The sequence below is a fragment of the Staphylococcus agnetis genome, assembly GCF_011466855.1.
Classification (GTDB): Bacteria; Bacillota; Bacilli; order Staphylococcales; family Staphylococcaceae; genus Staphylococcus; species Staphylococcus agnetis.
Genome location: NZ_CP045927.1, coordinates 1,233,094 through 1,254,341, shown reverse-complemented (window position 1 = coordinate 1,254,341; position 21,248 = coordinate 1,233,094). Strand labels below are relative to the sequence as shown.

Here is a 21,248-nt window from a genome sequence, read left to right as displayed (position 1 = left end):
CCCTTTAATGTTTCTCATACATATTTTTGATATAATGTTTGAGTGAAATGAGGCGTTAGTAATGATTCAATCTAAATATAAATGGGTTACTAAAAAAACGGATAACGTAATCACTGAAGATACAATTAAAGCTTTTAATATTACGCCGTTAATGCAAAGTATTTTAGAAAGTAAAGGAATAACAAGTTACGAAGATATTGACCAAATGTTAAATACAAATACGGTTATTCATGATACAGCACGTTTAAGTGATATACAACGTGCGACAGATCGTATTCAACAAGCTATCAATGCTGAGGAGCCGATTTTAGTTTATGGTGACTATGATGCTGATGGTGTGACGTCCACAACCATTTTAGTACAAACTTTAAAAAAATTAGGTGCCGTTGTCGGTTGGTATATACCCAATCGTTTTTCTGAAGGCTATGGGCCCAGCGAGGTAGCTTTTAAAAATGCGTATGACGAAGGTGTTAAATTAATCATTACTGTTGATAATGGCATTCAAGGACACCATGAAATCGACATGGTTCAGCAATTAGGTGTAGATGTCATTGTAACAGATCATCATGAAATGGGTGACACTTTGCCAAATGCCTATGCCATCATACACCCGATGCACCCTGATTATGATTATCCGTTTCAATACTTATGTGGTGCTGGTGTAGCACTAAAACTCGCGCAACATTTACTAGATGACATTCCTGACTACTTTTGGGTTTATGCCATGATAGGAACGATTGCAGATTTAGTTCCGATGCGTGACGAAAATAGAAGTATCGTCCGTAAAGGCTTAAAATTGATCAATCATGCTATGCCAGTTGCGCTCAAAGCATTATTAAATGAAGCGAATTATGATGATGCAGTTAATGAAGAAACAATTGGGTTTACGATTGGGCCTAGATTGAATGCGGTTGGACGTTTAGACGATGCGAGTTTAGCCGCTGAATTATTGATGACAAACGATGAAGATGAAGCCCAATTTTTAGCAGAACAAGTAGAACATTTTAATCAAGAACGTAAGGCAATTGTGCAAGCTGTAACTGAAGAAGCTATGATTATGGCTCAAGCACAAGTTGCAGATGGACAACGTTTTTTAGTTTTATATCAAGAGGATTGGCATGAAGGAATTTTAGGAATTGTAGCATCTCGAATCGTCGAATCTTATCAACGACCAACCATGATTTTGAATATTGATCATGAAAAGCAACATGCTAAAGGCTCTGCACGTAGTATCTCACAAATTTCAATGTTCGAATTGTTATCTACTCAAGCCGATTTAATAGATAAATTTGGAGGACATCATGCTGCTGCTGGCTTAACACTGCCTATTGAAAATGTTGAAAGTTTAAAACAGGCGCTTAACGAAGTCATGAAAAATCAATATAAAGAAGATGCACTTCAACCTGAAAAATATATCGATGCGGCAGTTGCGCTTGATACTGTCACTGTAGAAAATATTGCGTCTTTAGAACGTTTGCGGCCATTTGGTATGCAATTCGAACGCCCGTTATTTCAATTAAATCATTTAACAATTCAACAGGCTAGGGCGATTGGTCAACAACAAAATCATTTAAAAATTTCATTTGTAGAACAAAAACTTCAAGGGCTTTTTTGGAATGAAGGTTCTCGTATCCACGAAATAATGCCTAATCAACACATTAATGCGATTGGTGAATTGCAAATAAACGAGTGGAACGGTAACCGAACGCCGCAACTAATTGTTACCGATATCCATAGTAATGAACGCCAAATGTTTGATTATCGTAGTAAAAACAAAAAGTTGCCACAATTTGAGACAACTTCTAATACATGCTATTTGATTCATCCGAGCAGCGACAAACGACATCAACATGAATATTATTATGGAGAACCTATACCTAGTGATTATGAGAAATGTGTTTTCTTAGAGCTACCTCTCACAATAGATGATTTCAAAGAGAGCTTGCAACATATTTCGGCATCACAAGTTTATGTTCAATTTACACACCAAAAATCGATATATTTCGAAGGTATACCGAAAATTGATACCTTTAAAAAATGTTATAAGCTATTATACCAACAAAAAGAGATTGACCTTACAAAAGAGGGCTTAAACATGAGTCATTTCTTACAAATTGAACCACAATTGTTAAAATTTATATTAAAAGTGTTCCTCGATTTACAATTTATCACACAAAATAATGGTATAATAAAAATCGATACAACTGCTACCAAACAAGACATTACTTCTAGTCGTATTTATCAAGGACGGTTACATCGAATAGAAGTAGAAAAGCAGTTATTATATTCCGATTTTCCAGCTTTACAACAATGGATGGAAAATGCGATGCAAGAGGAAAAATGAGGAGGAAAAGCATGGATTTAAAGCAATATGTCTCAGAGGTGCAAGATTGGCCAAAAAAAGGTGTTAATTTTAAAGACATTACTACAATTATGGATAATGGTGAGGCATATGGGTATGCTACGGATCAAATTGTAAAGTATGCTAAAGAAAAAAATGTTGATATCGTAGTAGGTCCAGAAGCACGTGGTTTTATTATCGGATGTCCTGTCGCGTATGCTATGGGTATTGGGTTTGCGCCTGTTCGTAAAGAAGGCAAATTACCACGAGAAGTGATTCGTTACGAATATGATTTAGAATATGGCAGTAATGTTTTAACGATGCATGCGGATGCGATTAAACCTGGACAACGTGTGTTGATTACCGATGATCTATTAGCAACAGGTGGTACTATTGAAGCTGCCATTAAATTGGTTGAACAACAAGGCGGTATAGTTGCTGGCATTGCATTTATTATAGAGTTAGCATATCTAAATGGAATTGAAAAAATAAAAGATTATGATGTGATGCGTTTAATATCTTATGATGAGTAATCTTTGATTTTAAGATATTGAACTATTAAACACATTTGATTTGTTAAAGTGATGTATCAATTTTAATACAATTGCTAGTTATAAATATTAAAGATGATGTCTTATTCACATAACCATCGAAGTTCATTTCTAAATGAATTTTGATGGTTATTTATATAGGAAGCACAAGTTACTCATTATTTTATAGTCCGATGAAATTAAACGTTAAGCATGATGATTCGAATGATTCATTTTTTAATCCTATATTACATATCTTTTATCGTGATTTTAAAAAGATTTGTGATGGTTTATAAAGTGTTAAATGACACATAAAAGTGAGACAATATTGTGTACTATCAGTAGAATACAGTTCATTTCTTGATAATCATGTAGTATGATAGAAGTATTATTTAGAAGATGGGGGTGCCCTTTATGAATAACGAATATCCATATAGTGCTGACGAAGTATTACATAAAGCGAAAACGTATTTAGATCAAAAAGAATATGAATATGTTTTGAAAAGCTATCAAATTGCATATAAAGCACATGAAGGTCAATTTCGTAAAAATGGATTACCTTATATCATGCATCCCATTCAAGTTGCAGGCATATTAACCGAAATGCGTTTAGATGGCCCTACGATTGTAGCAGGTTTTTTACATGATGTGATTGAAGATACGCCTTATACCTTTGACGATGTAGTCGAAATGTTTAATGTTGAAGTAGCGACAATCGTTGATGGTGTTACGAAGTTAAAAAAAGTGAAATACCGTTCAAAAGAAGAGCAACAGGCTGAAAATCATCGGAAATTATTTATAGCCATTGCGAAAGATGTCCGTGTTATATTGGTGAAGTTAGCCGACAGATTACATAATATGCGTACATTAAGAGCCATGCCACGAGAAAAACAAATACGCATTTCAAAAGAAACGCTAGAAATCTATGCACCACTTGCACATAGATTAGGTATTAATACAATTAAATGGGAACTTGAAGACATTGCATTAAGATATATCGACAACGTTCAATATTTTAGAATTGTAAATTTAATGAAAAAAAAGCGAAGTGAACGAGAAGCCTATATTGAAAATGCGATAGAAAATATTCGTAAAGAAATGAATCTGATGCAAATTGAAGGCGATATTAGTGGCCGACCAAAACACATTTATAGCATTTATCGTAAAATGATGAAACAAAAGAAGCAATTTGATCAAATATTTGATTTATTAGCTGTTCGAGTGATTGTTTCATCTATTAAAGATTGTTATGCGGTTTTAGGTCTAGTTCACACGTTATGGAAACCTATGCCGGGACGATTTAAAGACTATATAGCGATGCCAAAACAAAATATGTACCAATCATTGCATACGACAGTTGTCGGTCCCAATGGTGATCCGTTAGAAATTCAAATTAGAACATTTGAAATGCATGAAATTGCAGAACACGGTGTTGCTGCTCACTGGGCGTATAAAGAGGGTAAAAAAGTAGATAAAGATAGTGAAACGTATCATAAGAAATTAAACTGGCTGAAAGATATAGCAGAACAAGACCACACCTCCTCTGACGCGCAAGAGTTTATCGAATCCCTGAAGTTTGATTTACAAAGCGATAAAGTGTACGCATTTACACCTGCAAGTGATGTTATAGAGTTACCTTATGGTGCAGTGCCAATAGATTTTGCGTATGCCATTCATAGTGAAGTGGGCAATAAGATGATAGGTGCTAAAGTAAATGGTAAAATTGTACCCATCGATTACGTATTACAAACAGGTGATATTGTCGAAATTCGTACAAGTAAACATTCGTATGGTCCTAGTAGAGATTGGTTAAAAATTGTCAGATCTTCTAGTGCGAAAAGTAAGATTAAAAGCTTTTTCAAAAAGCAAGATCGTTCGTCTAATATTGAAAAAGGTAAATTTATGATTGAAGCTGAAATTAAAGAACAAGGCTTCAAAGTCGAGGAAGTTTTAACCGAGCGGAATATTAAAATTGTCAATGACAAATATAACTTTGCCAACGAAGATGACTTGTTTGCTGCAGTTGGTTTTGGTGGCGTTACATCAAATCAAATTGTTAATAAACTCACAGAACGTATACGTATTGAGAATAAACAAAAAGCACTAAACCAGGCACAATCAGTCACAAAATCAGTGCCTATTAAAGATCATATTACAACCGATTCAGGTGTGTATGTCGAAGGTTTAGATAATGTGTTAATCAAATTATCTAAATGTTGTAATCCAATTCCTGGAGATAAAATTGTTGGATATATTACAAAAGGACATGGCATTAAAGTTCATCGTACCGATTGTCCAAATATACAAAACGAAGCAGAACGTTTAATTGATGTAGAGTGGGTTAAGTCTAAAGATGCTTCACAAAAATATCAAGTAGACTTAGAAGTAACGGCCTATGATCGTAATGGATTACTTAATGAAGTATTACAAGCCGTGAATAGTACGTCGAGTCATCTCGTTAAAGTAGCTGGTCGTTCTGATGTAGATAAAAATGCTGTCATTAATTTAAGTATTATGGTAAAAAATGTACATGAAGTATATAAAGTAGCTGATAAAATAAAACAGCTCGGTGACATTTATACTGTAACACGAGTTTGGAATTAGGAGTGCCATAAATGAAAATTGTAGTTCAAAGAGTGAAATCGGCGGGTGTTCGAAACTCGAATATTCATCGCACTATTGAAAAAGGCTATTGTTTGTTGGTTGGTGTTGGGGAACATTCTACTCATGCTGATGCCGAAATTTTAGCTAAAAAAATTATCAATGCTCGATTATTTGAAGATACAGAAGGTAAACTTAATTTAAATATACAACAAGTCAAAGGCGAAATACTTTCAATTTCTCAATTCACTTTATTTGCCGACGTTAAAAAGGGAAATCGACCAAGTTTTACTAAAGCAAAAGTACCAAATGAAGCAAATGAAATATATGAAGTGTTTAATCGCGCTTTAGCATCATATGGGTTCGATGTTGTGACTGGCGAATTTGGTACTGATATGACCATCGATATTCAAAATGATGGTCCTGTTACCATTATTTATGAAAGTGAAAACGGCAAAATAATATGAAATATTTTGAGAAATGGTTACGTTCAAAAAATATAGAACCTAAGCGCTTTTATTTTGGTGCCATCATTATCTCACTAGTTTTTATACTCCTTGTAGTGATTAATGCAATCAAAGATAATGCTGATGATAAAATCTATCTGATTGAAGATGCACAAATTCGCACAGGTCCCAATGCGAGTTACCCTGTTTTATTTAATAGTCGCGAAGGTGAAGCATTTAAAGTGATTGGTAAAGAAGGTAAATGGTTAGAAGTCACATCATATGATGATTCACAAAAAGGATGGATTGCAGGTTGGCATACCAATTTAGATATTAAAGAGGATGAGAACCCACATGCACGTCCATTGAAAGGAAAAGTCATTGTTATTGATCCTGGTCATGGTGGCAATGATCAAGGGGCATCAAGTCAGACGGGTAAAAATACCCTTGAAAAAGATATGACTTTAAAAACGAGTCTAGAATTAAAAGATAAACTTGAAAAAGAGGGCGCTAAAGTTAAATTAACACGTAGTGATGATACGTACGTACGGTTAAAAGACCGAAAAGCCACTGGTGACGCTTTTATTAGTATACATAATGATGCTTTAGAGTCGAACAAAGCAAATGGCGCTACCGTATACTGGTATCATGAACAACAAGAAATGTTGGCACAAACTCTGAATGCAAGTATTCAAAAAAAGGGCATGCTTTCAAATCGAGGTGTACGTCAAGAAAATTTTCAAGTTTTGAGACAAACCGATATGCCTGCTGTACTTCTTGAACTTGGCTACATTAGTAATCCTACTGATGAAGTGATGATAAAAGATAACAATCATCGCCAAGTGGTTGAAAATGCTTTAGTGGAAGGCCTTAAAAATTATTTTTTAAGTTAATATCTTGAAAACCTCAATAAAAACATGTATGATAATTACTGAATTTGATAAATAAAACCGATTGTATTCTTGAAATTGAATGTATTTAACTTGTTATAGAGAGTTTATACGTGGCTGAAATATAAACCTTGTTTGCATTCATTTGAACACAAGAAGAGGTGCTTTATGAAAATAAAGCCGTCTTGCTTACGTTATGAGCTATTGAGTGAGTACATGGTCTTCATGTACTTAAATTAGGGTGGCAACACGGCTAAAGTACGTCCCTTGTATGTGGTTACGCATGCAAGGGGCTTTTTTATTTAAAAAAATAAGGAGGATGGACTGATGATTAATATTCCTCGTGGAACACAAGACATATTACCTGAAGAATCGCCTAAATGGCGTTATATTGAATCAAAGTTACATCAATTAATGGAAGTGTACAATTACCAAGAGATTCGAACACCAATATTTGAAAGTACGGATTTATTTGCTAGAGGTGTTGGTGATTCAACAGATGTTGTACAAAAAGAAATGTACACGTTTAAAGATAAAGGCGACCGTAGTATTACATTACGTCCAGAGGGGACAGCAGCAACTGTAAGAAGTTACATTGAAAATAAAATGCAAGGTCTAGCGAATCAGCCAGTTAAGCTTTATTATAACGGTCCAATGTTTCGTTATGAAAGAAAGCAAAAAGGACGTTATCGTCAATTTAACCAATTTGGTATAGAAGCTATTGGTGCTGAAAATCCTAGTATTGATGCTGAAGTTCTAGCAATGGTGATGCACATTTACCAGTCTTTTGGTTTAAAACATTTAAAACTTGTCATCAATAGTGTTGGTGATGCAGAATCACGTGTAGAATATCAAGAGGCATTAAGAGCGCATTTCAAACCGGTGATTCATACGTATTGTCAAGATTGTCAAAACCGTATTGAAACGAATCCAATGCGTATTTTAGATTGCAAAGTCGATAAAGATAAACCAGAAATGAAGACAGCACCATCCATTACAGATTATTTAAATGATTATTCAAAATCATATTTTGATGCGGTAAAAGCACATTTAGATCGCCTAGGCATACCATATGTCGTTGATCCAAATCTTGTTCGTGGTTTAGACTATTACACGCATACAGCTTTTGAATTAATGATAGATAATGAAGACTATAAAGGCGCAATTACAACATTATGTGGCGGTGGACGCTACAATGGTTTGTTAGAACTTTTAGGTGGTCCAAATCAAACTGGTATTGGCTTTGCATTGAGTATTGAGCGTCTTCTTATGGCACTTGAAGAAGAAGGAATTGAACTTCCCCATACGTCACATTTAGATTTGTTCATCGCTACAATGGGCAACGATGCTGATGACTATGCAGTGAAATTATTAAACGATTTACGACACGAAAATATTCGCGTTGACAAAGATTATTTATCACGCAAGTTAAAGGGTCAAATGAAGCAAGCTGATAGATTAAATGCAACGTATACCATTGTACTCGGGGATCAAGAACTTGCGACAAATGAAGTTGCAATCAAACACATGGCTACGGGAGAAAGTCATACGATTAAATTAAATGAAATTGCACAATTTATAAATGGAGGAAAAGCATAATGACACCACGTACTACTTATTGTGGATTCATAACAGAATCATATTTAGGTCAAGAAGTTACATTGAAAGGATGGGTACATAACCGTCGAGACCTTGGCGGACTCATTTTTGTTGATGTGCGTGATAGAGAGGGGATTGTACAAGTTGTATTTAATCCTGATTTCTCTAAAGAAGCGTTAGAAGTTGCAGAACGCATTCGCTCAGAATATGTAGTTGAAATTAAAGGAACTGTAACTAAAAGAGATGCTGATACCATAAACCCTAAAATCAAAACGGGTCAAGTGGAAGTACAAGCATCCCATATTCAAATTATCAATAAATCTGAAACACCCCCATTCTCAATTAATGATGAAAATGTAAATGTTGATGAGAATATTCGATTAAAATACCGTTATTTAGATTTACGTCGTGAGGAATTTGCACGTACTTTCAAATTACGTCATCAAACAACGCAAGCCATTCGCCGCTATTTAGATGATGCAGGATTTTATGATATTGAAACACCTGTATTAACAAAATCAACACCAGAAGGAGCTAGAGATTATCTTGTCCCATCTCGTGTTCATGAGGGTGAATTTTATGCATTACCGCAATCACCACAATTATTCAAACAATTATTAATGATGAGTGGTTTTGATAAATACTACCAAATTGTTAAATGTTTTCGAGATGAAGATTTACGTGCTGACCGTCAACCTGAATTTACACAAGTTGATATTGAGATGAGTTTTGTTGAACAAGAAGACGTGATGCAACTTGGAGAACAAATGTTAAAAGCTGTCATGAAAGATGTAAAAGGGATTACTATTGACGAAGCCTTTCCACGTATGACTTATGCCGAAGCGATGGAACGTTATGGTTCGGATAAACCAGACACAAGATTTGGCATGGAGCTCATCGATGTATCTCAACTTGGTAGCATGATGGACTTCAAAGTTTTTACAAGTGCGGTTGAAAATGGCGGACAAGTGAAAGCAATAGTTGTGGAACAAGGCGCCGACAAATATACACGTAAAGATATCGATGGTTTAACTGAATTTGTTAACATTTATGGTGCTAAAGGTTTAGCATGGGTTAAAGTTGTTGAAGACGGCTTAAATGGACCTATTGCAAGATTTTTTGAAGCAGACCATGTTGAAAAATTACGTGAACTCACTGCTGCTCAAGCTGGTGATCTTGTATTGTTTGTTGCAGATGCTAAAGACGTAGTGGCACAAAGTTTAGGTGCATTGCGTGTCAAATTAGCAAAAGAATTAAACTTACTTGATCCAAATCAATTCAATTTCTTATGGGTTACGGATTGGCCATTATTAGAATACGATGAAGAGACAAATCGTTATGTAGCGGCACATCATCCATTTACTGCTCCGCAATCTCAAGATGTAGACAAATTAGAGACTGCACCAGAAACAGCACAAGCACAAGCTTATGATATTGTACTGAATGGTTTTGAACTTGGTGGCGGATCGATTCGTATTCATGATGGCGATATACAATCTATAATGTTTAAAGCACTTGGCTTTACTGAAGAGAGTGCACAAGAACAGTTTGGTTTCTTATTAGATGCATTTAAATACGGTGCACCGCCTCATGGTGGTATCGCACTTGGTCTTGACCGCTTAGTGATGTTACTGACTGGTGCATCTAACTTACGCGATACGATTGCATTCCCTAAAACGGCATCAGCTACAGATTTATTAACAAATGCACCAAGTGAGGTTTCATCGAAACAATTAGATGAATTATCTTTACGTATTAAACATTAAATTCATATCACTTGCCAAATACATGATATGTGGTATGATGAATGCATAAGATAGTCGTCTGTAGTGTACGTAAGTTCGCTTTATGTATTTTGACCTAACACTCTTTGATCAGGGAGTCCAATGGGTTTTCTTGCAGCGCACACGCCTCTAAAGGAGGACGTGCAAAACAAGAAACAGGACACCCACCTGTATATAGCAGGCCAAAATGATCAAGCACTTTAAACTACGGCATGACGGATTCTATCGGTACGCAAGACGTATGTCTTGCGTATTTTTATGCGTTCAAACAGATTAAAGGAGTTCATTATGAAGCATCAATTTTCGAGAAATGAATTAGCTATCGGACAAGAAGGATTAAAATTACTAGAAAATACAACCGTTGCTGTTTTAGGTGTAGGAGGCGTAGGTTCCTTTGCGGCAGAAGCACTTGCGCGTACAAATATTGGACATATCATCTTGATTGATAAAGATGATGTAGATATAACGAATGTTAACCGTCAATTACATGCATTAACGTCTACCATTGGTCAAAGTAAAGTAAGATTAATGGAAGAACGAATCAAACTTATCAACCCGAAATGTACCGTAACATCCTTGCACATGTTTTATACTGAAGAAAAGTATGAACAATTATTTAATGATTATCAAATTGATTATATTGTTGATGCAAGCGACACTATTATTTACAAAGTACACCTTATGGAACAATGTCTGAACAGAGGGATTAAAATCATCTCTAGTATGGGGGCGGCGAATAAAATTGATCCGACACGTTTCCAAATTACGGATATTTCGAAAACACATACAGATCCAATTGCTCGTGTAATCCGAAATCAGTTAAAACGTAAAGGGATTTATAAAGGCATTCCCGTTGTATTTTCTGATGAAAGTCCAATTGTAATTCGTGAAGATGTGAAAGCTGTAGTCGGCGATGCAAATGGAAAAAACCGTAAAGCGCAAATGCCACCATCATCTAATGCATTTGTGCCAAGTGTGGTTGGTTTGATTTTAGCGAGTTACGTTTGTAATGATATTACGCGTGACATTCCTTTGACGCGAATAAAAGATAAATAGACCTAACGCGTTCTATAAAATAGATAAAGGTCAAAACCACTTACAACATTCATATAAAATAAGCCTTCAATAGCCATAAAAGATGATTATTGAAGGCTTATTTTATATTTACTTTTTTAAATTATCATAAATGGCTTTAAACTGTTGTTCTGATTTAGAAGTTGTTTTCGGTTGATAGTATTGCTTACGTTTTAGTAAATCAGGTAAATATTGTTGTTTTACATAACCATTTTCATAATTATGAGGGTACTTATAACCAATGGCATGACCTAAATCTTTAGCACCTTGATAGTGACCATCTTTTAAATGATTTGGGATTTGTCCAACATGACCTTTTCGAACATCAGATAATGCAGCATCAATAGATTGAATAGCGGTGTTAGATTTTGGAGATAAACAAAGTTCAATCACCGCTTGGCTTAAAGGGATTCTTGCTTCAGGGAATCCGAGTCGTTCTGCCGCTTCAATTGCAGCAAGCGTACGTTGACCAGCTGCAGGCGATGCCAAGCTGATATCTTCGTAACTAATTACTAATAACCGTCTAGCAATTGTTGGTAAATCACCAGCTTGAATTAAGCGTGCCAAATAATGTAATGCTGCATCTACATCACTTCCACGTATAGATTTTTGAAAGGCACTCATCACGTCATAATGCATATCTCCATCTTTGTCACTTAAAAATGCTCCGCGTTGTAAGCAATCTTCCGCATCTTTAAGTGTAATGTGAGGGGGCGTTTCAGTATCACTTAAAACTGCTAATTCTAAAGCATTTAAAGCACTACGGACATCACCTTGACTTTGAGTAGCGAAATATTCAAAAGCGTCATCATTCATTTGCACATTGTGCGTTTTCAGACCACGTTCCTCATCTTCAAGTGCGAAGGTCAAAGCTTTTTTAATATCATTCGTATCTAAAGGATACAGCTCGAATATTTGTGCACGTGAACGAATCGCTGGATTGATAGCATGGTAAGGGTTAGAAGTTGTCGCACCTATCAGTACGATTTTACCGTTTTCTAAATGTGGTAATAAAAAATCTTGTTTTGCTTTATCCAAGCGATGAATTTCATCTAGTAACAAAATAACTTGTCCCGACATTTTAGCTTCATCAACAATCATTTGCATATCTTTTTTTGTATGTGTCACGGCGTTTAATTGGCGAAATTTATATGCCGTACTACCAGCGATTGCCTGAGCAATACTGGTTTTACCAATACCTGGAGGTCCGTAAAAAATCATTGAAGACAATCGTTTGGCGTTAACCATACGTCGAATAATGCCATTCGGACCAACCAAGTGACTTTGTCCAATAACATCGTCTATCGTTTTAGGTCTCATACGAGATGCTAACGGTTCAGTGTTCATAGTTACCCTCCATGTCTAAAATAGCCATACAAATTTTTTAAACCTTTGGCTCTTATTTGTACTCTTTTTGCAATAGTATTATACTAATATAAATAACGATAAATTGTAAGTAAATCGTTTATCAATAATGTGAGGTTATAATATGAAAATTTCAACAAAAGGTAGATATGGGCTTACTTTGATGATTGCATTAGCAAAACGTCAAGGTACGGGATGTGTCTCACTTAAGACAATAGCAGAAGAAAATCAATTAAGCGATTTGTATTTAGAGCAACTCGTTGGTCCATTACGCAATGCAGGATTAATTCGTAGTGTGCGCGGCGCTAAAGGCGGATACGAATTAAAAATGCCAGCGGATGAAATTACTGCAGGAGACATTATACGTCTTTTAGAAGGTCCAATTACAATCGTTGAACGTATGGAATCTGAATCGCCTGCACAGCAACAATTATGGTTACGTATGCGAGATGCTGTAAAAGATGTATTAGATCAAACAACGCTACAATCATTAGCTGAATATCAGGAAAAAGATTATCTAGAAGGATATATGTTTTATATTTAATTTGAACAATAATTTTACAACAATGACACGGTTCGTCGTGCAATCATTGTTGTATTTTTTTAGGAGGTTAAAGAATGTATACATACACATTTAATGACGGTCATATAATCCCACAAGTAGGATTTGGTACGTATAAACTAAACGGAGTTGAAGGGGTACATGCTATCCAAAACGCACTCAAAGTGGGATATCGAGTGCTTGATACAGCTTATAACTATGAAAATGAAGGTGCTGTGGGCAAGGCAATTGCTCAAAGTAAAGTTGCAAGAGAAGACATTACAATTATTTCTAAATTGCCAGGTCGTTACCAAGCATATGATGATGTGTTTCAAACCATTGAAGAAAGCCTTTATCGCTTAGGCGTAGACTATATTGATATTTATTTAATTCACTGGCCCAATCCTAAACAAGGCTTATATGTTGAAGCATGGAAAGCGATGATTGCTGCAAAAAAAGCGGGTTTAATTCGTTCAATAGGTGTGTGTAATTTTTTACCGGAATATATAGAAACTTTAAAACAAGCTACAGGTGTTCTACCCGTGCTAAATCAAATAGAGTTGCATCCTTATTTCAACCAAGAAGCGATGTTTTCATATCATGAAGAAAATCAAATCTTAATTCAAGCATGGAGTCCTATCGGTCGAGATAATGGCTTATTAAAGGAACCTATTTTGCAAGAATTAGCTCATAAATACACTAAATCAGTTGTACAAATTATTTTAAGATGGCATATACAAAGAGGCATAATGCCAATTCCAAAAGCAACATCGCATGCTAGACAACTTGAAAATCTTCAAATATTTGATTTTAATATTTCTGACGCGGACATGACATTGATTAACCAATTATCAAAAATTGATGGAAGACGAAAAGGACAAGATCCCTCGATTTATGAAGAATTCTAACACCGGGTTTAAATAAATGTGGTTTGTGGAATGATTATATTATCTCAATTAATTGGAGGGATATATATGTCATTAGATAAAGGTAAAATTGACCAAACTAAAGGCTCAATTAAAGAGTCAGTTGGCAAAGCGACAAATAATGAATCACTTGAAAATGAAGGTAAGCAAGATAAAGTGGCAGGTAAAGCTAAAGAAAAAACAGAAGATGCTAAAAACTCAGTGAACGTTGCAATTGATAAATTCAAACAATAACCGTTTTAATCTCGAATATTGTTGCATGTTTAACATTCACTCGTAAGGGTATTCATATAATATCTTGAACAAGGAGGTATCCATAATGGATAAAAAACAAGGCGAAGAATATTTAGATAAAGCTAAAGACGCTTATGACAAGTATCAAGATAAACAAAATGGTGAAAATAACGACAACAATGACGATAAAGGCGGCTTAGCTGACAAAGCTAAAGACGCATTTAACAAATTTTCTGGCGATAATAAATAAATGTAAAAAGCAATGGGTCTTTTAGATCCATTGCTTTTTTGTGTCATTACGTTAGGAATGATTGATTTCATCCATAACTTCCTTAAAATATTGATAAGAACGGTGTTGTAAAGTAGTGTCATAAATATAACTTACTGTCATGATTTCATTAATTGCACCATAGTGTGTGATAAAGTCTTTAATTTTTTCTTTGACTGTTGTTTTGTCACCAACTAATGACCCTGCGATGCGTTGTTCAGCTAATGCGATGATACGCGGTGATAATATTTGAGTCAAGTCTTGTACAGGTGGTTGCATTTTTTGCATACGTCCATTCAATATACTCGCAAAGACTTGTGCTTGTGTAGTTGCTAAGTAATTTGCCTCCTCATTTGAATCAGCTAAAATAGCGTTAAGACACACGATAATGTAGGGTTCGGATAAATATTGTGATGGTTCAAATAATTCTCTATAGATAGCCAGTGCTTCCTTCATTTGTTGAGGAGCAAAATGACCAGCAAATACATAGGGCAAACCTTGTCGGGCGGCAACATGAGCAGAATCAGTAGACGACCCTAGAATATACAAAGGTACTTGTTTATTAACTGCTGGGATGGCTTTAACATATCCTTGATTGGTTTCAGAACCGAAGTATTGTAATAGTTGTTGGACTTCCTCAGGAAATTGATACACGCCATCATGTTGGTCACGACGTAGCGCACTCGCAGTTGCCATATCTGTACCAGGTGCACGACCCAGCCCTAAATCTACACGATCACCATATAAAACATTTAACGTACCAAATTGTTCAGCAACTATTAAAGGTGCATGATTCGGTAACATAATGCCACCTGAACCTATACGCAGATGGCGCGTCTGGCTTAAACAATGTTGAATCAATAGGGCAGTGGCCGAACTAACTAAATTAGGTGCATTATGATGCTCAGCAATCCAATATCTTCCATAGTTCAATGTTTCTAAGTGTTGCGCCAATGCTGTCATTTGAGCAATTGCTTCTTTTTCATTAGATCCTTCGCGAATTGGAACTAAATTTAATGCAGAGTAATGAATGTGATTTGACATATTAACACTTCCTTCCTCATTACTATATCAAACGACGATTCATACAAATATGAATATGCTTATGATAATAAAATCCTTTATGCGTTCACGTTTTATCCATAGAATGATATGCTTAAATTAATTAATATATTGTTACTATACTTTATAAACTAGCGACTAGAAATTTTAAGTGTCAAGTGCTAAAATAGGAACATTGAAAATAAGAAAGGACGGACGAATAATGGGTGTATATGCTGATTATGCTGCGACAACGCCAGTAAAGCCTGAAGTCATAGAATCCATGACTAAAATTTACGAAACACATTATGGGAATCCCTCATCTATCCACGCACAAGGTCGTGATGCGCGACGCTTCTTAGATGAATCAAGACGACAAGTTGCGCAAATATTAAATGCAAATACGAACGAAATTATATTCACGAGTGGTGCGACTGAGTCTAATAATACAGCAATTAAAGGTATTGCGATGGCGAATCAATCCAAAGGTAGACATTTAATTACGACTAAGATTGAACATCATTCAGTACTGCATGTATTTGAATTCTTAGAAACGCAAGGATTTGAAGTAACATACTTAAATGTCGATGAGGATGGTTTAATTGATTTAGACCAATTCAAACAAGCTTTGCGACCTGATACGACACTTGTGTCAATCATGTTTGTCAACAATGAAGTAGGAACAGTTCAGCATATTTATGACATTCAAGATATTCTAAATTCACATTCAGCATTTTTCCATATGGATGCTGTTCAAGCCATCGGTCATTTACCTGTGGATGTCAAAGATTTAAAGGTAGACGCTTTAAGTTTAACAGCTCATAAATTCGGTGGTCCAAAAGGCGTAGGTGTTTTATACGTGAAAAATGGTACGCGTATTCAATATCATCAACAAGGCGGTGAACAAGAAACGAGACGACGTGCTGGTACTGAAAACGTTCCTCAGATTGTCGGCTTAACAACTGCCTTAAAATTAGCTGAAGCACATCGTGATGACAACCAGATTCACATTACTCGTTTAAAAGAATTGCTACTTGTCAGTTTACAAGAGCGTGCCATACCATTTGAATATAACGGTTCAATGATTGATAGCTCGAACCATATTATTAATTTATATTTTCCATTTATAGATGTTGAAACATTGCTAACGCTATTAGATATGGCACAAATTTATGTTTCGTCAGGTTCAGCATGTACTGCCGGATCAACGATTCCATCACACGTCTTATCTGCAATGTATGGTGAACAAGAACGCGTTACGCGCTCTATTCGCATTAGTTTGAATGAAAATGTAACCGAACGTGATATTAAAACAATAGTTGCTGAAATTCAAAAAATATATTTAAAGTTTAAGGAGGAATAACTTTGACAAATCAAAACACACGTGTTGTTGTGGGCATGTCTGGAGGTGTAGACAGTTCAGTTACAGCTCATTTACTCAAAGAACAAGGTTATGATGTAATCGGCATCTTTATGAAAAATTGGGATGATACGGATGAAAATGGCGTCTGTACAGCTACAGAAGATTATAATGATGTGATTGAAGTATGTAACCAAATAGGTATCCCGTATTATGCTGTTAACTTTGAAAAGGAATATTGGGATAAAGTATTCACATACTTTTTAGATGAATATAAAAAGGGCCGTACACCAAATCCAGATGTCATGTGTAATAAAGAGATTAAATTTAAAGCCTTTTTAGAGCATGCTTTAAAATTAGGGGCGGATTACGTGGCAACCGGGCACTATGCACGTGTTAGACGCCATAACGGACGCGTTGAAATGTTACGTGGGGTCGACAGCAATAAAGACCAAACATATTTTTTAAATCAATTAACGCATACTCAATTGGAAAAAGTAATGTTTCCTATAGGTGATATCGAAAAAGCGAAAGTACGAGAAATTGCAGAAGCTCAAAATTTAGCAACCGCTAAGAAGAAAGATTCTACAGGTATTTGCTTTATTGGTGAACGTAATTTTAAAACATTCTTATCTCAATATTTACCAGCACAATCTGGCGAAATGCGCACGCTAAATGGTGAACTAAAAGGTAAACACTCTGGACTCATGTACTATACGATTGGTCAACGTCATGGCTTAGGTATTGGTGGCGATGGTGACCCATGGTTTGTAGTCGGTAAAAATTTAGAAGACAATATATTATACGTTGAACAAGGATTCCATCATGAAGCACTTTATAGCGATTATTTAATTGCATCAGATGTCTCATTTGTAAATGACATTGACCTTTCTACCCCTTTAACATGTACTGCGAAATTTAGATACAGACAAAAAGATACTGGTGTAACCGTTACGAAAGAAAATGACGATACAATCCGTGTGACGTTTGATGAACCAGTTAGAGCGATAACACCTGGTCAAGCCGTTGTGTTTTATGATCAAGATGTATGTCTTGGCGGCGCAACGATTGATGATGTGTATAAAGAAAGTGGCAAATTAAGTTATATTGTTTAAAATCTTTGAGTTAATATTTCGTCATAGAGGAGTTTAAAATGGAACAAACTGAAATTCACCAATTGATTCAACAAGGACTATATGATAAAGCACTAGAAGCTTGTTTTAATAATATAGAAGCTCAACCAGAACAAGTTGAAAACTATATCAATTCTGGTATTTTATTGGCAGAAGCTGGAGAAATTGAAAAGGCAGAAAAATTCTTCCAACGCGCCCTAACACTAAATCCTAAAAATGCCGCAATCTATTATAACTTTGCAAATGTTTATTATAATGAGTCTCGTTTCCAAGAGGCGATTAAATTATATCAAACTGCGATACAAAATGGATTAGATAATAAAGATACAAACTATATGATTGGCATGTCTTTTTATCAGTTGGATGCTAAAAAGCAAGCTTTGCCTTTTCTAATGAGAGCAGCTGAATTAGATGAAAACTTTGCTGATTTAGAAGTCCAATTTCAATACGGATTATTATTATGTGAGCTAGAAATGTTTCAACCAGCCATTTCTGTATTGTCGACGATTCTTGAAAAAGACAACAAGCATGCAGATGCCAAATATAATCTTACATTGGCAAATTATATGTTAAATGAAGACATTGATGAAGCCATTGAAGGGTTCAAAAAAGCAACTGAAATGGCTCATGATCATGTATTAAGTCACCATGCATTAAAAACATTTGAAATGATTAAATCTGAAGGGGAGGTATAACACGTGGAAAACCCAACACTATTTGAACAGTCATATATCAAAGGGAATATCGAAGTCATTCTTTTTCAAAATAGTGATAATTACTATACGGTCCTCAAAGTAGAGGTTGAAGATTCTAATGAAGACTTTGAAACAATGGCAACAGTTGTTGGGTATTTTCCAAATATCGTTGAAGGCGAAACATATACTTTCAAAGGTCAAGTAGCAGAACATCCTCGGTACGGCAAACAATTAAAAGCAGAAACGTTTCAAAAAGAAATACCTCAAACGAGAGATTCTATTGTTCAATATTTATCAAGTGACCTGTTTAAAGGTGTGGGTAAAAAAACAGCAGAATCCATTGTAGATACATTAGGTGACAATGCAATTCAGTCTATTTTAAATGACGCATCAGTTCTTGAACAAGTACCGAAATTGTCTAAAGCAAAGCAACAGCAAATTGCAGAACAAGTGTCTCAAAATCAAGCGAGTGAACAAATCATGATTCGCTTAAACGAACTTGGTTTTGGTGTGAAATTGGCCATGGATATTTATAAATTTTATAAGGATGAGACCATTAACGTTATTGATCAAAATCCCTATCAACTCGTATATGATATACGTGGCGTAGGCTTTCAAAAAGCTGATCAACTTGCAAGTTTAGTAGGTATTTCGTATACACACCCAAATCGACTTAAAGCAGGGATTCAATACATTGTAGAAGAAATCTGTATTAAACAGGGGCATACGTATTTACCTAAAGATACGTTAATGACTGAGTCCTCTACCTTACTTACTAAACAACACGAAACAGCAATTGATCAGACGATGCTTGAAGACGTACTTAGTCAACTTATAGAAGAGCAGCGGTTGATTAATGATAATGATCATATCGCGATACCAAGTTTGTATTATTCAGAACTTAAAAGTAGCCAAAATATCTATAAATTAATGCATAATCAAGTATTTATGGATACGTTTGATCAATCAGACATTCAATTACATATTGGTGAAATTGAAGAATCAAATGGCGTGACTTATGCTGAGGCACAAAAAGAAGCACTTGAAGCTGCAATGCAGAATAAAATGATGATTTTAACTGGTGGTCCAGGGACGGGTAAAACGACAGTAATCAAAGGGATTGTACACCTCTATGCGGCCTTACATGGTATTTCTTTAAATTATGACGATTACGGAGATGAAGATTACCCCGTGGTCCTCGCAGCACCTACTGGTCGTGCATCAAAAAGGCTACATGATGCGACGGGTCTTGAGGCTATGACGATTCATCGCTTGATAGGTTGGAATCAAGATACCAAGCCAGAAGATATTCTTGATAATGAAATTCATGCAAAGCTTATCATTATTGATGAAATGTCAATGGTGGATACATGGCTATTTCATCAATTTATGGCAGCAGTTCCTGAAGATGCACAAGTTGTATTAGTTGGTGATGAGGACCAATTACCATCAGTAGGTCCAGGACAAGTATTTAAAGATTTAATCTCATCAAAATCATTAAAGCGCATTAATTTAAAAGAAGTATACCGCCAACAAGATGGTTCAAGTATTATTGCACTTGCTCATAACATGAAGGCGGGTTTAAACGTAGACATTACCGAGCGGTTTCATGATCGATCCTTTATTCCTTGTCATATTGATCAAATTCCAGAAGTTGTTCGTAAAGTCGTAACAAATGCCGTGAGTAAAGGTTATGATATGTCTGATATTCAAGTACTTGCACCAATGTACCGTGGGAATGCGGGTATTCATAAGCTCAATAAAGTCCTACAAGATATTTTAAATCCAATTGAAAACGATGATACAAGAGCAATACACTTTGGAGATATTGTGTACCGAAAAGGTGACAAAGTACTTCAACTTGTTAATCGACCGAATGATAATATTTTTAATGGAGATATTGGTGTCATTGTTGGTATATTTTGGGCGAAGGAAAATGCACTGAACAAAGATGTGGTCATTGTGGATTACGAAGGTAATGAGATTACGTATTTAAAATCGGATCTAACAGAATTAACACATGCGTATTGTACGTCAATTCATAAAGCGCAAGGGTCAGAATTTCCAATCGTCATTATGCCGATAGTTAAACAATATTTTCGGATGCTTCAAAAGCCAATTCTTTATACTGGATTAACCCGTGCAAAGCAATCACTTGTATTTTTAGGAGATTCAGATGCTTTCAATATTGGTTTGAAAACGGAAGGCCAAGTGAGACTCACGCGGCAACAATCCTTTTTAGAACAATATTTTAATTCTGAAGAGACATCGAGTGAAGTCATTTCATTAACTGAAGACACAATGTATAGCATTGATCCAATGATTAATATGCAAAATGTAAGCCCATACGATTTTATGGAAATTGACAATGTTTAAGACGCTTAATATAATAGAATTATTCAATTGATATAGCCGAGTAA

18 protein-coding genes, 1 other RNA gene and 1 other annotated feature (1 of these 20 running past the window's edge) are annotated in these 21,248 nt (G+C 35.4%); of the genes, 17 read left to right on the top strand and 2 right to left on the bottom strand.

What is annotated here, in order from left to right:
* The first annotated feature begins 61 nt into the window (after positions 1 to 61).
* From recJ to GJE18_RS06200, 9 genes are all read left to right on the top strand, one after another.
* Positions 62 to 2,344: a single-stranded-DNA-specific exonuclease RecJ gene (gene recJ, locus GJE18_RS06240; protein ID WP_060551192.1), complete on the top strand. Its 2,283-nt coding sequence runs from the start codon at positions 62 to 64 to the stop codon at positions 2,342 to 2,344.
* Positions 2,345 to 2,355: 11 nt separating this feature from the next.
* Entirely contained in the window at positions 2,356 to 2,874 is a 519-nt protein-coding gene (locus GJE18_RS06235; protein ID WP_037565470.1) for an adenine phosphoribosyltransferase, read from the top strand.
* A gap of 411 nt (positions 2,875 to 3,285) precedes the next feature.
* Entirely contained in the window at positions 3,286 to 5,475 is a 2,190-nt protein-coding gene (locus GJE18_RS06230; protein ID WP_037565469.1) for a RelA/SpoT family protein, read from the top strand.
* Between the two features lie 11 nt (positions 5,476 to 5,486).
* Complete coding sequence (gene dtd / locus GJE18_RS06225; protein ID WP_107368632.1) at positions 5,487 to 5,939, top strand: D-aminoacyl-tRNA deacylase; 453 nt, start codon at positions 5,487 to 5,489, stop codon at positions 5,937 to 5,939.
* Positions 5,936 to 6,811 (top strand): N-acetylmuramoyl-L-alanine amidase family protein, encoded by an 876-nt coding sequence (locus tag GJE18_RS06220; RefSeq protein WP_060551190.1) that lies wholly within the window; start codon positions 5,936 to 5,938, stop codon positions 6,809 to 6,811. Before dtd ends, GJE18_RS06220 begins: the two co-directional genes overlap by 4 nt.
* A 324-nt stretch (positions 6,812 to 7,135) precedes the next feature.
* A complete protein-coding gene (gene hisS, locus GJE18_RS06215; RefSeq protein ID WP_060551189.1) occupies positions 7,136 to 8,407 on the top strand; it encodes a histidine--tRNA ligase in 1,272 nt (423 codons plus the stop codon).
* Positions 8,407 to 10,173, top strand: a complete 1,767-nt coding sequence (gene aspS, locus GJE18_RS06210; RefSeq protein WP_060551188.1) for an aspartate--tRNA ligase — start codon at positions 8,407 to 8,409, stop codon at positions 10,171 to 10,173. The genes hisS and aspS overlap by 1 nt, the downstream gene beginning before the upstream one ends.
* Positions 10,174 to 10,225: 52 nt before the next feature.
* Positions 10,226 to 10,417, top strand: a non-coding RNA gene (gene ssrS / locus GJE18_RS06205) — 6S RNA.
* Between the two features lie 62 nt (positions 10,418 to 10,479).
* Positions 10,480 to 11,247 (top strand): tRNA threonylcarbamoyladenosine dehydratase, encoded by a 768-nt coding sequence (locus tag GJE18_RS06200; RefSeq protein WP_165886101.1) that lies wholly within the window; start codon positions 10,480 to 10,482, stop codon positions 11,245 to 11,247.
* A 108-nt stretch (positions 11,248 to 11,355) separates the two neighbouring features.
* Here GJE18_RS06200 and GJE18_RS06195 read toward each other — a convergent pair whose 3' ends face one another.
* Positions 11,356 to 12,612, bottom strand: a complete 1,257-nt coding sequence (locus tag GJE18_RS06195) for a replication-associated recombination protein A (protein ID WP_107378664.1) — start codon at positions 12,610 to 12,612, stop codon at positions 11,356 to 11,358.
* A 142-nt stretch (positions 12,613 to 12,754) separates the two neighbouring features.
* Between GJE18_RS06195 and cymR the strand changes: the two genes are divergently transcribed.
* The 4 genes from cymR (at position 12,755) to GJE18_RS06175 (ending at position 14,581) form a co-directional block, all read left to right on the top strand.
* Positions 12,755 to 13,174 (top strand): cysteine metabolism transcriptional regulator CymR, encoded by a 420-nt coding sequence (gene cymR / locus GJE18_RS06190; RefSeq protein WP_060551185.1) that lies wholly within the window; start codon positions 12,755 to 12,757, stop codon positions 13,172 to 13,174.
* 74 nt (positions 13,175 to 13,248) lie between these two features.
* Positions 13,249 to 14,079, top strand: a complete 831-nt coding sequence (locus tag GJE18_RS06185) for an aldo/keto reductase (protein ID WP_060551184.1) — start codon at positions 13,249 to 13,251, stop codon at positions 14,077 to 14,079.
* Positions 14,080 to 14,145: 66 nt separating this feature from the next.
* Positions 14,146 to 14,331, top strand: coding sequence for a CsbD family protein (locus GJE18_RS06180; RefSeq protein ID WP_107368565.1), 186 nt, complete (start codon positions 14,146 to 14,148; stop codon positions 14,329 to 14,331).
* Between the two features lie 85 nt (positions 14,332 to 14,416).
* Positions 14,417 to 14,581: a hypothetical protein gene (locus GJE18_RS06175; RefSeq protein WP_164671788.1), complete on the top strand. Its 165-nt coding sequence runs from the start codon at positions 14,417 to 14,419 to the stop codon at positions 14,579 to 14,581.
* 51 nt (positions 14,582 to 14,632) lie between these two features.
* Here the strand turns inward: GJE18_RS06175 and GJE18_RS06170 are convergent, their stop codons facing one another.
* Entirely contained in the window at positions 14,633 to 15,643 is a 1,011-nt protein-coding gene (locus GJE18_RS06170; protein WP_060551182.1) for an LLM class flavin-dependent oxidoreductase, read from the bottom strand.
* A 220-nt stretch (positions 15,644 to 15,863) separates the two neighbouring features.
* Between GJE18_RS06170 and GJE18_RS06165 the strand changes: the two genes are divergently transcribed.
* From GJE18_RS06165 to recD2, 4 genes are read left to right on the top strand one after another with little or no spacing between them, the layout of a single operon-like run.
* Positions 15,864 to 17,003 carry a cysteine desulfurase family protein gene (locus tag GJE18_RS06165; protein ID WP_103345272.1) on the top strand — a complete coding sequence of 380 codons (1,140 nt, stop codon included), beginning with the start codon at positions 15,864 to 15,866 and terminating at the stop codon, positions 17,001 to 17,003.
* A 2-nt stretch (positions 17,004 to 17,005) separates the two neighbouring features.
* Positions 17,006 to 18,115: a tRNA 2-thiouridine(34) synthase MnmA gene (gene mnmA / locus GJE18_RS06160; protein WP_060551180.1), complete on the top strand. Its 1,110-nt coding sequence runs from the start codon at positions 17,006 to 17,008 to the stop codon at positions 18,113 to 18,115.
* A 38-nt stretch (positions 18,116 to 18,153) separates the two neighbouring features.
* Positions 18,154 to 18,828, top strand: coding sequence for a tetratricopeptide repeat protein (locus GJE18_RS06155; protein WP_107368566.1), 675 nt, complete (start codon positions 18,154 to 18,156; stop codon positions 18,826 to 18,828).
* Positions 18,829 to 18,831: 3 nt separating this feature from the next.
* The gene (gene recD2 / locus GJE18_RS06150; RefSeq protein WP_107368567.1) at positions 18,832 to 21,204 is read left to right on the top strand and encodes an SF1B family DNA helicase RecD2; all 2,373 of its coding nucleotides are present in this window, start codon (positions 18,832 to 18,834) and stop codon (positions 21,202 to 21,204) included.
* Positions 21,205 to 21,222: 18 nt separating this feature from the next.
* Positions 21,223 to 21,248, top strand: a binding site (T-box leader); it runs 148 nt beyond the window's last position.

What these genes read in the sequence shown, in the direction of transcription:
- recJ (WP_060551192.1), top strand. Translation starts at nt 62, where the DNA reads ATGATTCAATCTAAATATAAATGGGTTACTAAAAAAACGGATAACGTA.
- GJE18_RS06235 (WP_037565470.1), top strand. Translation starts at nt 2,356, where the DNA reads ATGGATTTAAAGCAATATGTCTCAGAGGTGCAAGATTGGCCAAAAAAA.
- GJE18_RS06230 (WP_037565469.1), top strand. Translation starts at nt 3,286, where the DNA reads ATGAATAACGAATATCCATATAGTGCTGACGAAGTATTACATAAAGCG.
- dtd (WP_107368632.1), top strand. Translation starts at nt 5,487, where the DNA reads ATGAAAATTGTAGTTCAAAGAGTGAAATCGGCGGGTGTTCGAAACTCG.
- GJE18_RS06220 (WP_060551190.1), top strand. Translation starts at nt 5,936, where the DNA reads ATGAAATATTTTGAGAAATGGTTACGTTCAAAAAATATAGAACCTAAG.
- hisS (WP_060551189.1), top strand. Translation starts at nt 7,136, where the DNA reads ATGATTAATATTCCTCGTGGAACACAAGACATATTACCTGAAGAATCG.
- aspS (WP_060551188.1), top strand. Translation starts at nt 8,407, where the DNA reads ATGACACCACGTACTACTTATTGTGGATTCATAACAGAATCATATTTA.
- GJE18_RS06200 (WP_165886101.1), top strand. Translation starts at nt 10,480, where the DNA reads ATGAAGCATCAATTTTCGAGAAATGAATTAGCTATCGGACAAGAAGGA.
- GJE18_RS06195 (WP_107378664.1), bottom strand. Translation starts at nt 12,612, where the DNA reads ATGAACACTGAACCGTTAGCATCTCGTATGAGACCTAAAACGATAGAC.
- cymR (WP_060551185.1), top strand. Translation starts at nt 12,755, where the DNA reads ATGAAAATTTCAACAAAAGGTAGATATGGGCTTACTTTGATGATTGCA.
- GJE18_RS06185 (WP_060551184.1), top strand. Translation starts at nt 13,249, where the DNA reads ATGTATACATACACATTTAATGACGGTCATATAATCCCACAAGTAGGA.
- GJE18_RS06180 (WP_107368565.1), top strand. Translation starts at nt 14,146, where the DNA reads ATGTCATTAGATAAAGGTAAAATTGACCAAACTAAAGGCTCAATTAAA.
- GJE18_RS06175 (WP_164671788.1), top strand. Translation starts at nt 14,417, where the DNA reads ATGGATAAAAAACAAGGCGAAGAATATTTAGATAAAGCTAAAGACGCT.
- GJE18_RS06170 (WP_060551182.1), bottom strand. Translation starts at nt 15,643, where the DNA reads ATGTCAAATCACATTCATTACTCTGCATTAAATTTAGTTCCAATTCGC.
- GJE18_RS06165 (WP_103345272.1), top strand. Translation starts at nt 15,864, where the DNA reads ATGGGTGTATATGCTGATTATGCTGCGACAACGCCAGTAAAGCCTGAA.
- GJE18_RS06155 (WP_107368566.1), top strand. Translation starts at nt 18,154, where the DNA reads ATGGAACAAACTGAAATTCACCAATTGATTCAACAAGGACTATATGAT.